This is a genomic window from Pseudomonas sp. (genome assembly GCF_049300855.1).
In the GTDB taxonomy this organism is placed as follows: domain Bacteria; phylum Pseudomonadota; class Gammaproteobacteria; order Pseudomonadales; family Pseudomonadaceae; genus Aquipseudomonas.
The window spans coordinates 49,709-64,640 of sequence record NZ_JBAQKH010000023.1; the positions used below are offsets into that span (position 1 = coordinate 49,709).

General features: G+C 59.8%; 12 protein-coding genes. 7 read left to right on the top strand and 5 right to left on the bottom strand.

Annotated elements, in window-relative coordinates:
• Positions 1-13 precede the first annotated feature (13 nt).
• From WA225_RS08000 to tssA, 3 genes are read left to right on the top strand one after another with little or no spacing between them, the layout of a single operon-like run.
• Positions 14-778 carry a DotU/TssL family secretion system protein gene (locus WA225_RS08000; protein WP_422607520.1) on the top strand — a complete coding sequence of 255 codons (765 nt, stop codon included), beginning with the start codon at positions 14-16 and terminating at the stop codon, positions 776-778.
• Positions 775-4,596, top strand: a complete 3,822-nt coding sequence (locus WA225_RS08005; protein ID WP_422607521.1) for a type VI secretion system protein — start codon at positions 775-777, stop codon at positions 4,594-4,596. Before WA225_RS08000 ends, WA225_RS08005 begins: the two co-directional genes overlap by 4 nt.
• The gene (gene tssA / locus WA225_RS08010) at positions 4,593-5,675 is read left to right on the top strand and encodes a type VI secretion system protein TssA (RefSeq protein WP_422607522.1); all 1,083 of its coding nucleotides are present in this window, start codon (positions 4,593-4,595) and stop codon (positions 5,673-5,675) included. Before WA225_RS08005 ends, tssA begins: the two co-directional genes overlap by 4 nt.
• Here the strand turns inward: tssA and WA225_RS08015 are convergent.
• The 3 genes from WA225_RS08015 to WA225_RS08025 form a co-directional block, all read right to left on the bottom strand.
• Positions 5,672-6,640, bottom strand: a complete 969-nt coding sequence (locus WA225_RS08015; protein ID WP_422607523.1) for a 2-hydroxyacid dehydrogenase — start codon at positions 6,638-6,640, stop codon at positions 5,672-5,674. The genes tssA and WA225_RS08015 overlap by 4 nt on opposite strands.
• Positions 6,641-6,779: 139 nt before the next feature.
• Positions 6,780-7,304: a cysteine hydrolase family protein gene (locus WA225_RS08020; protein WP_422607524.1), complete on the bottom strand. Its 525-nt coding sequence runs from the start codon at positions 7,302-7,304 to the stop codon at positions 6,780-6,782.
• Between the two features lie 219 nt (positions 7,305-7,523).
• Entirely contained in the window at positions 7,524-7,907 is a 384-nt protein-coding gene (locus WA225_RS08025; protein ID WP_422607525.1) for a tautomerase family protein, read from the bottom strand.
• 230 nt (positions 7,908-8,137) lie between these two features.
• On the opposite strand from WA225_RS08025, the gene WA225_RS08030 reads away from it, so the two are divergent.
• The 3 genes from WA225_RS08030 (at position 8,138) to WA225_RS08040 (ending at position 10,087) form a co-directional block, all read left to right on the top strand.
• Positions 8,138-8,332 carry a hypothetical protein gene (locus WA225_RS08030; protein WP_422607526.1) on the top strand — a complete coding sequence of 65 codons (195 nt, stop codon included), beginning with the start codon at positions 8,138-8,140 and terminating at the stop codon, positions 8,330-8,332.
• Positions 8,333-8,382: 50 nt separating this feature from the next.
• Positions 8,383-8,553 carry a hypothetical protein gene (locus WA225_RS08035; protein ID WP_422607527.1) on the top strand — a complete coding sequence of 57 codons (171 nt, stop codon included), beginning with the start codon at positions 8,383-8,385 and terminating at the stop codon, positions 8,551-8,553.
• A gap of 253 nt (positions 8,554-8,806) precedes the next feature.
• Positions 8,807-10,087, top strand: coding sequence for a serine/threonine transporter (locus WA225_RS08040; RefSeq protein ID WP_422607628.1), 1,281 nt, complete (start codon positions 8,807-8,809; stop codon positions 10,085-10,087).
• A 314-nt stretch (positions 10,088-10,401) separates the two neighbouring features.
• On the opposite strand, the gene acnB is transcribed toward WA225_RS08040, so the two are convergent.
• The gene (gene acnB / locus WA225_RS08045) at positions 10,402-13,011 is read right to left on the bottom strand and encodes a bifunctional aconitate hydratase 2/2-methylisocitrate dehydratase (protein ID WP_045123299.1); all 2,610 of its coding nucleotides are present in this window, start codon (positions 13,009-13,011) and stop codon (positions 10,402-10,404) included.
• Positions 13,012-13,479: 468 nt separating this feature from the next.
• Between acnB and WA225_RS08050 the strand changes: the two genes are divergently transcribed.
• Positions 13,480-13,950, top strand: a complete 471-nt coding sequence (locus WA225_RS08050; protein ID WP_038366489.1) for a DUF1289 domain-containing protein — start codon at positions 13,480-13,482, stop codon at positions 13,948-13,950.
• A gap of 94 nt (positions 13,951-14,044) precedes the next feature.
• On the opposite strand, the gene WA225_RS08055 is transcribed toward WA225_RS08050, so the two are convergent.
• Entirely contained in the window at positions 14,045-14,908 is an 864-nt protein-coding gene (locus WA225_RS08055) for a universal stress protein (protein ID WP_422607528.1), read from the bottom strand.
• Positions 14,909-14,932: the final 24 nt, after the last annotated feature.

Consider the following 14,932-nt stretch of genomic DNA (forward strand, 5'->3'; position numbering starts at 1 on the left):
CAAGGAACGCCGTATGTCGCAAGGAAGTGCCGCAGGCCTTGGGTTGCAGGACGCACCGTTGAGCAGCGCGTTCCGCCAGACGTGGCAACAATGGCAGCAGGATTGGGTGCAGTTGCCCAAGGAAAGCGAGGACGAAGCGGCGCTGGTCGAGACCGTGGTCGAACTGTCGACCCAGGCGTCGCAGCGATTGTGGCGCACGGCGTATTCGCGGGTCGGTGATTCGGCGACCGATCAGGTCAAGGCGCTGGTCTATGCGTTCGTCGCCCTGGTCGATGAAACCCTGCTGTTTACCCCGTGGCCCGGGCAAGCAGCGTGGCAGGGCAAGCCGCTGGAGTCGCGTCTGTATTCCAGTCGTCAGGCTGGTGAGCAAGTGCCGGCGGCGATTCAAACCCTGCTCGATGAGCAACAACCGACCACCCGCGATCTGGCCAACGTGTATTTGCAGTGCCTGATTCTTGGTTTTCACGGGCGTTTGCGCGGCGAGCACAGTCAGGCGCAATTGGCCAAGTGGCGGTTGGCACTGTTCAATTTCGCCTGGCAGGAAGAGGCCAGTTACGCCGATGTCAGCCAGCGTCTGGTGCAGCCCTCGCTGGCCACGCCGCTGCAATTGCCGGTGCGCACGGCGTTGCCGGATGGCTTTCGGCTGGCGCTGGGTATTCTGGCAATGTTGCTGTTGCTGACCGCGCTCGGGCATTGGTTATGGCGGGACATCGGCCAGGAGCTGGCGCCGGTACTGCAAAGCAGCGACGTATTGAGTGCGCCGGAGCAAGACTCATGAGCGCGCTGACGATCGTTGCGTGGGTCGTTGCCCTGCTGTTATTGCTGGCAATCATCGCTGTGGCCGTGTGGTGGTTACGCACCCAGAGTGGCGCGGCGATCCGCAGCTTCTATGCCTCCGTGCGCCACATGGAGCGCGACCAGGGCAATCTCGGTCGCTATCAGTTGCCTTGGCTGCTGATGCTCGGCGACGAAGTCCAGGGCACGCAACTGGTCACGGAATGGCGCCTGCAACCGACCGACAGACCGGCGTGGTTCGGGCGTTGGTGGTCGGACCCCGAGGGCGCGGTGCTGGTCGTGCCGCAAGCGCTGTTTCTGCCGGACGACGGCATGCATTTGCAACGCGGCAGTTGGTGGCGGTTGCTGGGATTGATCCTGCGGCTGCGCAGCAAACGGCCGCTGGACGCGGTGATCTGGACCGTGCCGGTCAATCGCCTGAGCAATCTTGAACAGGCGACTCAGTTGGGCGTCGCCGCGCGCCGGCGCTTCATCGACCTGCTGCAACGCTTTGGGCTCAGCGTCCCGGTGTATGTGGTGGTCAGCGGACTTGAAGAATTGCCGGGCTTTCAGGATCTGATCAGCGCCTTGCCGCAAGAGGCCCGCGAAGCCACGCTAGGCTGGTCATCGCCCTATCCGCGCGATGCCCTCTGGCAAGGCCAGTGGAGCGATCAGGCGGTGGATCGTCTGCACCGGGCAGTGGCTGAAGCGGTGATCGAAATTGGCACATTGTCCGGGCAGTTGAGTGCCGATCTGTATGCCTTGCCGGATCGTCTGGAGACGTTGCGGCGCGGTTTGCAGAACGTGCTGGAGCCGGTGTTTCAAGGCAATGCTCAAGGCGAAGCACCGTGTTTTCGCGGTGTGTATTTCACTGCCAATGTCGCCGGGGAAGACGCGCAAGACGGGTTTTCCGTGGACGACAGCGGCCTGCAGCGCAGCGCGTTTGCCCGGCAGTTGTGGCGCCAGCGGCTGGTCGGCGAGCGGGGTCTGGCACACGGCGTGCCGCGCCTGTTGCGTCTGCGTCAGCGTTGGCAACGTCTTACCGCCGGCGTCGCGCTGGTCGTGGGGGTGGTCTGGGCAGTGGCGATGCTGTGGGTCTGGCACGCGTCGGTCAAGGATGCCCATGAACTGGCGCGGCAGATGCAGGGCGCGCAGAAGGGCTACGTGGCAATCAGTGATGAGGCGCAGCGGCTCGACTCGACCCGGCGCAACGTGCAGACCTTCTGGCGAGTACTGGAACGTGCCCCGCACTGGAACTATGTCTCGCTGGTGTTCCCGACGTCGTGGTTTTCCTCGCTTGACAATCAACTGGAGCAGCAAGTGTTGCAGTCCACTGAGCGCCATATGGTGGTGCCGTTGCACGACCTGCTGAGCGCCGAACTGGCGCAGCTCAAGACGATCCGCAGCACTGATCGGCGCAGCAGTGTCGAAAGTGATGACCCGGCGCAGTGGCAGAACTACCTGAAGGCGAATGATCTGGTGGAGCGCGCATTGCGTCTGGAGCAACAGAACCAGTGGTTCAATCAGCTGCAAAACAACCCGCGCGCACCGCTGGACGACTTGGTGCAACTGGGCAACAACGCGCTGTCGCTGAACCTCAACACGGGCACTTTGCCTTACGCGGCGTTTTACAATCGACTGCTCGTCGCGGGGCAGGACGGCAACTTGCCGGCGCTTGATCTGAGTGTCGACCGCCCGCTGATCGTGAGCAACTTTTCCGGATTGATGCAGCGCTGGCTGGATCAGTATTTTCTCGCCGACAACTTTGTCAGCAAGGCTGGCTATCTCAAACTGCACCTGGATCAACTGCAATCGGGCAATGGCAACAGCCTGCGGGAGCTCGAAGACCTGACAGCACTGGTCGACGATCTGCAAGCGGCGATTGCCCTGACCAATTCGACATGGGGCCGTGGCAAGGGCCAGGAACTGGTGCCGGGTTATCGCGACTTTCTCGGCAAGGTGGGCAAGAGTACGTTGCTGGGCACGCAGGTCCAACAAGATCTCGATACACAAGCGTCCCGGCTGCAGCAGAGTTTTCGCGATCAATGGATCGCCCAGATCGGTTCGCGGGACAACTTGCTGGTGCAGCAGGTCAGCGGGCAACTGGCCTTGCAGGAGCAAGTGGTCAAGCTGGATAACGCGATACAGGCGCTGTTCAAACATGACTTCGTGTCGGTCGCCCTGCGGGCTAGCGAAGACAACATCAATATGCAAGGTCAGACGGTGGACGGTGATGACCTCAATGAATCGTTGAAGTATTTCGCCGACTACAACAGCTACATCGCTGAAGAGCTGCCACGGATTCCGCCCGACTATCGCGTGGCACTGCTGAAAACCGCCGAGCGCGCGGCCGCCCAGGCGATGTGGTTAAGCCTCAAGGATCACAATGACCAGGCGCAGCCTTACGCCGTGTTCAACGTACAGGCCGAGCAAGCCATGGCCCTGCAAAAAGCTTTTGTCGAGGTACACCGCGCGGACCTCGCCACGCGCCTGCAAACAGCGCTCAACCGCCGCGCCATGGCGCAGATTACCGGCGGGCTGGATGAGATCACCGCACAACCGCTGTTCGGCGGCCGTGCTGAAATAAGCCAGTGGGACGGCGGGAAAAACCTCGGTCTGCAATTGTTCGGCGCCAGCGACGTGCAGGACCTGAAACTGAGCCTCAAGCAGCAGTTCAACACCATGCTCGGCATCACGGAACGGCGCACGTCCTCCTTGCAGTGGTTGACGACGCAGCAAGCCAATCTTTCGGCACTGGATTACGAACGCGTGACGCAGTTCAGCGCGCTTAACGACGAGTTGCGCAAATACAAGGAGGCCAACCCGGCCAGTTCACCGGCACAGATCGAGCAATTGGTCAGCCGCGACTTCGTCGAAATGGACGTCAATTCCTGCCTGCAAATGTTGCAGACCGCCAACGTCGCTGGCGGCCGTGGCACCTTGGCGATGCGCGCGATCGAGTTGCAGCAGGAGGCCACGCAGCGTTGCCAGATGCTGCAAGTGCAGCAGGCGGCAGCGGCGTGGAATGAGCTGGCCAACTACTTCAATCAATATCTGGCGGATCGCTTTCCGTTCGCCAACGGCGTGCAGATGCAGGATGCCGATCCGGCGCGGGTTGAATATTTTCTACAACTGATCGACAAAAAACTGCCGGTCGCGCAGGCCGGCCTCGCCACAAACCAGACCCCGGAACGCTTGGCCGCGGCGGATTTCCTCAACCGCTTGAAGCAGGCCAGCACATGGCTGACGCCACTGTTCGTGCGCGACAAGAGTGGCATCCTCGGCGTCGAGCTGGACGTGCGCTGGCGCACCGATCGCGATGACGAGAAAGGCGCCGATCAAGTGATTGCCTGGGGCTTGCTCGCCGGCAATCAACAAATCAACTACCCGGCAGCCGAGCAACCGAACCTGCGCTGGATGGTCGGTCAGCCAATACGGCTGACCTTGCGCTGGGCGCGCAATGGCAAGGAACGCCCGGTCAATGATCCGCAGCAACCGAACCTGGTGGTGCGCGATCTCGAAGCCGGTTGGGAGTACGGCGGGCCGTGGTCATTGCTGCGGATGATGCGCGCGCATTTCTCGGTGCAGCGCCAGCCGAGCATGGATTACACCGATTTTCCGCTGACCTTGCGTTTGCCGGTCACCGCAGCGACCGACAGCGTCACCAGCGAATTCACGCGGATGTTCGTGCGCGTGTCGCTGATGAGCCAGGGCTCGAAGTTGCCGCTGTCGATTACCCCGTTGCCGACTCGCGCGCCGCGCTCACCGTTTCAGTCCACCGCTGCCACGGCCGCCATTGAATCGCCGAAGGAGAATCTGTGAGCCTGCCATCGATCCCGTTAGCAGATCTGATTGATCAATTGCTCGAGCCCATCAGCGCGGACGCGCCGTGTGGCGTCGATCTGCGTTATGAGCGCGAGTTCGACCAATTGCGCGACCTGCGCCGCGAAGACGATGCGAGCCTGCCGACCGGGGTCTGGCAGTCGACGCTGAAGCGGGCGAACTGGCCGGACGTGGAGAAACTCACCACCACGTTACTGCTGGAGCGCAGCAAGGACTTGATGCTCAGTGCCTGGCTCGGCGAGGCCTGGTTGCACTTGCAGGCGCTGGATGGCTTGCCCGGCAGTCTGGCGCTGATTGCCGGTTTGTGTGAGCGCTTTCCCGAGCACTTGCACCCGCAAGCCGAGGAGGGCGATCAGTCATGGCGGGTGATTCCACTGGAATGGCTGGTGCGGCGCTACAGTGAAATATTGCTCACGCGGGTGCCGCTGTTCGGCACGCGCAACAGTGATTTCGAGGCTTATACGCTGGAAGTCTGGCGCCGCCTGCAGATTCAACAGGTGCAGGCCAACGACAGCAAGAACGCCAAGACCTCGGCGGAAACCGCGCGCAACGAACAGAAGAAACTCAACGATCAGATCCGCGCCACGCCGTTGGCATTCTGGCTGCGCAACCAAGGCAATCTGCTGTTGAGCCTGCAACACCTGCAACGACTCGACCGCTGGAGCGAGGCCTATCTGGGCGATCAGGGCCCGGGATTGCGGCCATTGCAGGACACCCTTCAAGCGCTGCTGACACTGGTTCAGGAGTTCATTGCCATGCACCCACAACAACCGGCGCCGCCTGCGCCCGTGGTCGAAGCCGCTGTCGCCGTGGCGCCGGCTGAGCAACCGGCGCCGGTCGCGCAGGTGTTTCGCGAACCGGCCAGCCGTGAAGAAGCCTATCGGCAGTTATTGCTGATCGCCGAATACCTGGCCCGCACCGAACCGCACAGCCCGGTGCCGTACCTGATCCGGCGCGGGGTCGAGTGGGGTAACAAGCCGTTGAGTGAATTGCTCGGTGAGTTGATCTCGGCCGATGCCGAGTCGCGACGGTTGTGGACGTTGCTCGGCGTGCTTTAGTGCACGCGCTGGTTGTTGCGTTTGGGCGGCAACGCGATGGGCGTCAGCACCGGTTGCCCGGAGAAAAACGCCACGAGATTTTTCCCCACCAACTCGACCGTGCCTTGAGTCGCTTCCGGTGACAGACCGGCAACGTGCGGGGTGAGCAGCACGTTGCTCAGCGTCTTCAGGGCATCGGGCACTTGCGGTTCGTGGTCGAACACGTCCAGTGCGGCGCCGGCAATGCGCCGTTGTTCCAGCGCCGTGATCAGATCTGCCGTCGCGATCACACTGGCGCGCGCAATATTGACGATAAAACCTTTCGGCCCGAGCGCATCGAGCACCGCGCGCGTGACCAGATGCTGTGTACCGATGCCGCCGGGCGTGGCGACGATCAGAAAGTCTGAGGCCCGTGCCAGATCGGTCGGTGTCGAGCAGAACGCGTAGGGCACATCAGTGCGCAACTGGCGGCTGTGATAGCTGATCTGCATATCGAAACCGAGGTTCGCCCGTTTGGCAATCGCCATGCCCACCGCGCCGAGGCCGAGAATGCCCAAGCGTTTGCCGGCCAGCGAAGGGCGCATGATCTTTGGCCATTCGCCACGGCGTACCGCCGCGTCACAGCGTGGAATATCGCGCACCAATGCCAACAACATGGCCATCGCATGGTCGGCCACTGACGAGGCATTGACCCCGGCGCCGTTGGTCACGATGATCCCGCGATCGCTGGCGGCTTGCAGGTCGACCTGTTCGTAGCCGGCGCCGATGACGGTAATGATTTTCAGCGCGGGCAGGGCGGCGATTTCGTCGGCGGTCAGGCCCAGCGGGCCGCGGGTCAGCACCGCATCGATACGGCTGCCGTGGCTGGCGATGGCTTGTGCCCGTTCGGCCGGCGTCGGTGCGAGGATCAGGTGAAAGCCCTGATGCTCGAGAATCGGCAGATAATCATTGATGGTTTCAACCAGTACCAGAACGGTGGCGGGCATTGCGCGGCTCCTGTGATCAATGGCGTGTCGGTCGCGAAAGTCGTGTCAGAGTGCTGATTCCAGAGCGGTTTGGCAAGGCTCGTCGCGGCGCCGCTTCAGCCAGTGTAGGAGCTCAAGCGGGGCATGCATGGGCGCTTCGTCAGAAGCTGATATCGGCGCTGTCGATCAGTCTTGCGAAGGCACCGCCGAGGGTCGCGTTATGGTGCTCGATGATCGCCTGAGCCGACAGTGCGGGAGTGTCCATGCAGGTGTGGGCGTCGGCCACCAGCAACGCTTTGAAACCCAGGTCGACAGCTGCGCGACAAGTGCTGTCGATGCAGAACTGAGTCTTCATGCCGACGATGTAGAGATTCTCGATTTTTCTGGATTTGAGCTGGTGTGCCAGTTCGGTGCCGTGGAAAGCATTGGGGCGGGATTTGTTGAACAGGGTGTCGATTTCAGCGTCCAGTTCAAGCGCTGGCAGCAATTGCCAGAACGGGCTGCCAGCGGCAATCGGTGAACCTTCCGGGCCGGTGTGGCGTACTGCGAAGATCGGTACCTGTTGTTGCCGGGCCTGTGCGATCAGGCGTTGAATGTTGGCGAGGATCCGTTCGCCGTCGCAGGCCTTTTCCGGGCCATGGAACAGGCCGACCTGCATATCGATGATCAACAGTGCTGCGGGCATGGTGCTTCTCCTTGAGTGCTGCAGATGCCGCACGGACGGGAGAAACAACAAGGCCCCGTCCATTGCTGGCGGGGCCTTGGGTTTGCTGCGCTGGGCTTACCTCACGCACAAACACCACGACCCGCCGGTGGCGGTCGTGGTGGTGCGGGTGAGTTGCAGCGCGCGAAGGTTCATGGGGCCGATCATGCTGGCACCGATGCCAGGCTGTCAATTACCCGCTCAAGTGACGTATTGCGCAATGCCGTTACCGAATGACCAGTTCTCTTTTTTCACCTCCACCAGATTGATGAAGACGTCCTCCAGGCGCACCGCCAGTTGGGTGTGCAGGCTTTCGGCGATGGTTTTGAACAGCAACTGTTTTTTCTCTACCGAGCGCCCTTCGCTGATGGTGATCTGAATGAACACCACGTCATCGCTGCGCTGGATTCCCAGATACTGCGGGTCGTAGACGAAGTGCTGGCTATCGTGCTCGGTGAGGATCTGGAAGTTGTCGTGCTCCGGCACATCGATACAACTGCGCAGGGCGCAATAGATCTGCTCACCGATGCGTTTGGCGAAGGTGGGGTCGGTGTTTTGTTTGATGTCGACGCGAACGAGGGGCATGGGTGGAGACTCCGGGGGGCGAGGGGGCTCATTCACGCTAGAACATATCAACCAAATTGAAAGTATGGGGTGATGACCTCGCTACTGTTTTTGTATGAGGCTACCTACGAAACTCGCGGATTTTGCCTACGCATTTGGCAGAGCCATCCGCTATCGGAACGGCGGCGAACACGAAATCATATGGGCACAAAGCAGCCCGGGCAGTCACTGCCAGCAGCCAAGGAAGGCAAATGCTTCAAAATAATCGAGAACACCTCGAACTCGAAAGGTTGATGAGTGAAATACTCAAACTTGCGGCTGAAAGGAAAAAGCTTTTGGCGGAAGAAAAAAAGCTCACGTGGGAGACATATTTTTATCCAGTAGCGGTAGTGGCTGGGGTGTTAACCGCAACAGCGGCTGTAGTAGGGCTTTCAGTCAAGTTTTGAGTGTTCGCGCTTGGCAACATTCCGACCCATGATCAAAAAAGGAAATCACCATGAGCACATTTGACCGCCAGGCCATGATTGAACGACAAGATCGAGAGTACGACGAGTGCGTTGAAAAAATGCGTATCAGACACAAAGGCGAAATGCTTCCAATCGTCGGGTTATTGGTTTTGGGCATCTTTTGCATGTCATTGGGGTTCATGTTGGGGCGATTGGTCTGATCTGGTTTATCCGGCATGTTCGACGCTGGAGGCTGTCGAAAAACGACATTGTACGTATCTACAGCCGACGGCAATTTTCCCAAAAACGACACCCCGCTGATCTGCTCCGCACAACCATTCCTCAGCTAAGTCTTTGCTTCTGCTCATTTATCGCGGAGAATCGCGCCCCTGTTTCGGCCGGAGCATGTCTGTCGGTTTTTTCCGACGCGTTCTGACCGAGTGGCAAGTGACCGGAATGCGGAGATCCGACCGGATGAATGATCAGGCCAATAGCGTCGAAGAGCGCTTTGATGCAGCAGCACCCGCTGAACTTTCGAGCTGGAATCGCCAGGACACCACCTGGATGTTGGGGTTGTTCGGGACGGCCATTGGCGCCGGCACCCTGTATTTGCCGATCAACGCAGGCTTGGGTGGCTTCTGGCCGCTGGTCGTTCTCGCGCTGTTGGCGTTCCCGATGACGTTCTACGCCCACCGTGGTCTGACCCGTTTCGTGCTGTCCGGTCGCGAAGGCGCCGACATCACTGAAGTGGTCGAACAGCATTTCGGCATCAAGGCCGGGGCGCTGATCACGCTGCTGTACTTCTTCGCGATCTTCCCGATCCTGCTGATCTACAGCGTTGGCCTGACCAACACGGTCGCCAGTTTCCTTGAGCATCAATTGCACATCACCCCACCGCCTCGTGCGCTGCTGTCGTTCGTGCTGATTCTTGGTTTGCTGGCTGTGGTGCGTTGCGGCCAAGAGGCGATCGTCAAGGCGATGAGCCTGATGGTGTATCCGTTTATCGTTGCGCTGCTGTTTCTGGCGGTTTACCTGATTCCACACTGGAGCGGCGGCATCCTGACCACCGTTTCGCAGGTGCCACCACCGTCGGCACTGCTGCACACGTTGTGGCTGGCGATTCCGGTGATGGTGTTCTCGTTCAACCACTCGCCAATCATTTCGGCGTTCGCGGTGGATCAGAAGCGACAGTACGGCGTGCATGCCGATGAGCGCAGCTCGCAGATCCTGTTCCGCGCCCATGCGCTGATGGTGCTGATGGTGCTGTTCTTCGTCTTCAGTTGCGTCCTGACGCTGTCGCCGGCGCAACTGGCTGAAGCCAAGGAACAGAATCTGTCGATCCTGTCGTACCTGGCCAACCACTTCAACAATCCGACCATCGAATTCGCCGCACCGTTGATTGCGTTCGTGGCGATCTCGAAATCGTTCCTCGGTCACTACATCGGTGCCAGTGAAGGCCTGAAAGGCTTGATCGTGAAGAGCGGCAAGCGTCCGAGTGCCAAGGCACTGGATCGCATCGTGGCGGCGTTCATGCTGGTGATCTGCTGGATCATCGCGACCCTGAACCCGAGCATTCTCGGCATGATCGAAACCGTCGGCGGCCCGGTGATCGCGGCGATTCTGTTCCTGATGCCGATGTACGCGATTCGCAAGATTCCGGCGATGGCCCGTTATCGTGGTCAGGCGTCGAACGTGTTTGTCACGGCAGTGGGTCTGGTAGCGATTTCGGCACTGGTTTACAAACTGACGATGTAACCCTGGCTCCATCAATAAAACCGCTGTGCCGCCCAGGCACAGCGGTTTTTTTTTGCCCTTTTTGCCCTTGTAGGAGCTGAGCTTGCTCGCGAAAGCGGTGGATCATCAACAATGTCATTGACTGACACACCGCCATCGCTGGCAAGCCAGCTCCCACAGGGGGCCGGGTGAAGTCGACTGTCTTCAACACACCCTAGAACCCTGTGGGAGCTGGCTTGCCAGCGATGAGGCCCAAACAGACAACCACTCTCTATCAGGCATAAAAAAACGCCGCTCATCTCACGATGGGCGGCGTTTTTCATTGCGTTGCAGCGTTAGGCTTGAACGACCGGGATGTTGGCGTTCGCAGCAGCTTCACGGAACTCGGCAATCTGGTCGAAGGACAGGTAGCGGTAGATATCGGCCGCCATGCTGTCGATCTTGCCAGCGTATTCCATGTACTCCTCGACGGTCGGCAGGCGACCCAGGATCGAAGCCACGGACGCCAGCTCGGCCGAAGCCAGGTAGACGTTCGCGCCGTCGCCCAGACGGTTCGGGAAGTTACGGGTCGAGGTCGACACAACAGTGGCGTTCGGCTCTACACGTGCCTGGTTACCCATGCACAGCGAGCAGCCTGGCATTTCCATGCGCGCGCCAGCCTTGCCGTAGATGCCGTAGTAGCCTTCTTCGGTCAGTTGGTGAGCGTCCATTTTGGTCGGCGGCGACAGCCACAGACGGGTTGGCAGCTGACCCTTGACCTGATCCAGCAGTTTACCGGCAGCACGGAAGTGACCGATGTTGGTCATGCACGAACCGATGAACACTTCGTCGATCTTCTCGCCAGCAACGCTGGACAGCAGACGGGCGTCGTCCGGATCGTTCGGCGCGCACAGTACCGGCTCGCTGATGTCGGCCAGATCGATTTCGATGATTTCGGCGTATTCGGCGTCGGCATCGGCTTCCATCAGTTCCGGGTTGGCAACCCAGGCTTCCATCGCTTGAGCACGACGTTCCAGGGTACGCGCATCGCCGTAGCCTTCGCCGATCATCCAGCGCAGCAGGGTGATGTTGGAGTTCAGGTACTCGGTGATCGACTCTTTCGACAGTTTGATGGTGCAACCGGCAGCCGAACGTTCGGCCGAGGCGTCGGACAGTTCGAACGCCTGCTCCAGGGTCAGACCTTCCAGACCTTCGATTTCCAGGATGCGGCCGGAGAAGGCGTTTTTCTTGCCTTTCTTCTCGACGGTCAGCAGACCGTTCTGGATAGCGAAGTACGGAATGGCATGAACCAGGTCACGCAGGGTGATGCCAGGTTTCATTTTGCCTTTGAAACGCACCAGGATCGATTCCGGCATGTCCAGCGGCATAACGCCGGTGGCAGCGGCAAACGCAACCAGACCGGAACCGGCCGGGAACGAAATGCCCATCGGGAAACGGGTGTGCGAGTCACCACCGGTACCGACGGTGTCTGGCAGCAGCATGCGGTTCAGCCACGAGTGGATGATGCCGTCGCCCGGACGCAGGGAAACGCCGCCGCGGGTCATGATGAAGTCAGGCAGGGTGTGGTGGGTAGTCACGTCGATCGGCTTTGGATAGGCCGCGGTGTGGCAGAACGACTGCATTACCAGATCAGCGGAGAAGCCCAGGCACGCCAGGTCTTTCAGTTCGTCACGGGTCATTGGACCGGTGGTGTCCTGAGAACCGACGGTGGTCATTTTCGGTTCGCAGTAGGTGCCAGGACGGATGCCTTTGCCTTCTGCCAGACCGCAAGCCTTGCCGACCATTTTCTGCGCCAGGGTGTAACCCTTGGTGCTTTCGATCGGTGCATCAGGTTTTTTGAACAGGTCGAATGCAGGCAGACCCAGCTCGGCGCGAGCCTTCTCGGTCAGGCCACGGCCGATGATCAGCGGGATACGGCCGCCGGCGCGGACTTCGTCCAACAGCACCGGGGTCTTCATTTCGAAGGTGGTCAGGACTTCGTCGGTGCCGTGTTTGCAGACTTTGCCAGCATGCGGGTACAGGTCGATCACGTCGCCCATGTTCATGTTGGAAACGTCGAACTCGATTGGCAGTGCGCCGGCATCTTCCATGGTGTTGTAGAAGATCGGAGCGATTTTGCTGCCGAAGCAGAAACCGCCAGCGCGCTTGTTCGGCACGTAAGGAACGTCGTCGCCGAAGAACCACAGTACCGAGTTGGTAGCGGATTTACGCGACGAACCGGTACCGACCACGTCACCGACGTAGGCGATCGGGAAGCCTTGGCCGCGCATTTCTTCGATCTGCTTCATCGGGCCGATGGCGCCCTGCTGGTCAGGAACGATGCCGTCACGGGCCATTTTCAGCATGGCCAGGGCGTGCAGCGGGATGTCTGGACGCGACCAGGCATCAGGAGCAGGGGAGAGGTCGTCGGTGTTGGTTTCGCCGGTAACCTTGAATACGCGCAGGCTGATCTTGTCGGCCAGGGTCGGACGGTTTTTGAACCACTCGCCGTCAGCCCAGGATTGCAGCACGGCTTTAGCGTGAACGTTACCGTTCTTGGCTTTTTCCGCGACGTCGTGGAACGCATCGAACATCAGCAGGGTGTGCTTCAGTTGCGCGGCAGCGACTGGCGCCAGCTCGGCGTCGTCCAGCAGGTCAACCAGAGTGACGATGTTGTAGCCGCCCTGCATGGTGCCGAGCAGTTCTACAGCGCGCTTTTTGTCGAGCAGAGGGGAGGAGACTTCGCCCTTGGCCAGTGCAGACAGGAAGCCGGCTTTTACATAGGCCGCTTCGTCCACGCCTGGTGGAATGCGATTGGTGATCAGGTCAACGAGGAATTCTTCTTCGCCAGCCGGAGGGTTCTTCAGCAGCTCGACCAGGCCTGCGGTTTGTTCGGCGTTAAGCGGCTGGGGAACAATACCCAGGGCTGCACGCTCTTCGATATGTTTGCGGTAGGCTTCAAGCACAGTTATTACCCTCATCAGTGGTCCCAAATGGGTGTCCGGGACGCTCATCCCGAAATTGCCGTACTCATGCTCCTCACGACGTTGTGGGTCGTTCGGCCAGAATTACCGGCAATTCCTTACAGAAGCTGCTTTCAAAGTTTTACGCCTGCAGAACGGGGAGCTGATGAGGGTTGGCGCTGGATTTTTCCCCGCTGGAAAAACCCCTCGCCAACACCGCTCTGAAGGAACGACTGTGCTCGTGACGCTTTGAAAACAGCTTCTAACGGACATTGGCGCCTTAAAAGGCTGGCTGATTCTACGGCAAAAAAAATTTAAAGGTAAGTCGGGCTCTATTGGACTTTGGTGGCGTTGTCTGTGCGCGGGTGGAACGCTGCGCCAGACGTTGCCCCTGATGTTTGAGGGGTGATCAATGCCCGACAAAGGGCTAACATGCTGACCTGTTCCGCGTTTCAGTGTTTTGCCTATCTTATGCCCAATCAGACCATCAAGACTCCCTGCGTCGGCCTCTGCTCCACTGTTTACGGTGATCTGGTGTGCCGTGGCTGCAAGCGTTTCCACCACGAAGTGATCCACTGGAATGGTTACAACGAGGAAGAAAAGCGCGCGGTGTGGTTGCGTCTTGAGCAATTGCTGTCACAAGTGATGGCGGGCAAGGTCGAGATTTTCGATTCGGCGCGCCTGCGCGAGCAGCTCGAACAGCGCAAGATCCGCTTCGTGCCGCATCAGTCGGAATATTGCTGGGCGTATCAGCTGATTGCGCGCGGTGCGCGGGTGATCATTAATCTGGAAGCGTACGGCATGGTATTGCTGCCGGAGTTTCGCGACTGGAACCTGCCGGAATTGCGCGATGCCATTGATCGGGAATTTTTCCTGCTGTCGGAAGCGCACTACCAGCGCTATATCGCCCCGGGATTTTTGAAAGACGCCTTCGGCGCTTGAAAGCTTCGCGAGCAAGCTCGCTCCCACAGGGGAATGCATTCCAAATGTGGGAGCGAGCTTGCTCGCGAAGGGGCCGTCAAATACAGCACAAGTCTCAGTGTTTCACCGCCAACTCCACCAGATGATCCTCCACCTCCTGCGGCTTGAGCACCAGCACATCACTCTCCAGTTCATCCAAAACCACTTCAGCCGTATTGCCGATCAACGCGCCTGACAACCCGGTCCGCGCCACCGTGCCAATCACGGTCACCGCCGCTTGCAGCTTGTGCGCCATGAACGGGATCAACACGTCCGCCGGGCCTTCCTCGATGTGCAGGTGCTCATCATCGACATCGAATTCCGCCTGAAACGCCTTGCATTGCTCGCGATAGCGCGCCTCGATGGTTTCGCTCAGTTGCAGCGTCGGATCCGCCGCCGACAGCATCGGCGATGGATGCGCAGCGATCACATGCAGATGCGCCTTGGCCAGGCTGGCAATGTCATAACCATGATCAATGATCGTCGTGTGCAGATGCCGGTGCTCGCCATCGGCATTGCCGACATCCACCGCCGCCAGAATCACCTTGTCCTTCCACGACCCTGAAGTTTTGACCAGCAGCACCGGAGTAGGGCAGTGGCGCAGGAGTTTCCAGTCGGCCGGGGTCAGCAGGGCTTTTTTCAACGAGCTGTCGGGGAAATGCTGTTTGATCACCAGCCCGCAGCCCTCGGCCTGCTGCACATCGATGATGGTTTCGTGCAGGCTGTCGTTCCACGCCTGCTCGGTGGTCACGCTGTAACCGTCGGCCAGCAACGCGGCTTTTAGCACGCCGAGCATGCCGGCGTGATCGTGCTTCTTGTCGCACACCAGCAGGTGCAGATGGGCCTGGGTCACGCCGGCGATCAACTTGGCGCGCTTGAGCGCCAGGCTTTCCGAATGTTCGGGTTCGATGACCACCAGAATGCTGCGAATGGCTTGCATGAGCGGAGTCTCCAGCAAAGAAAA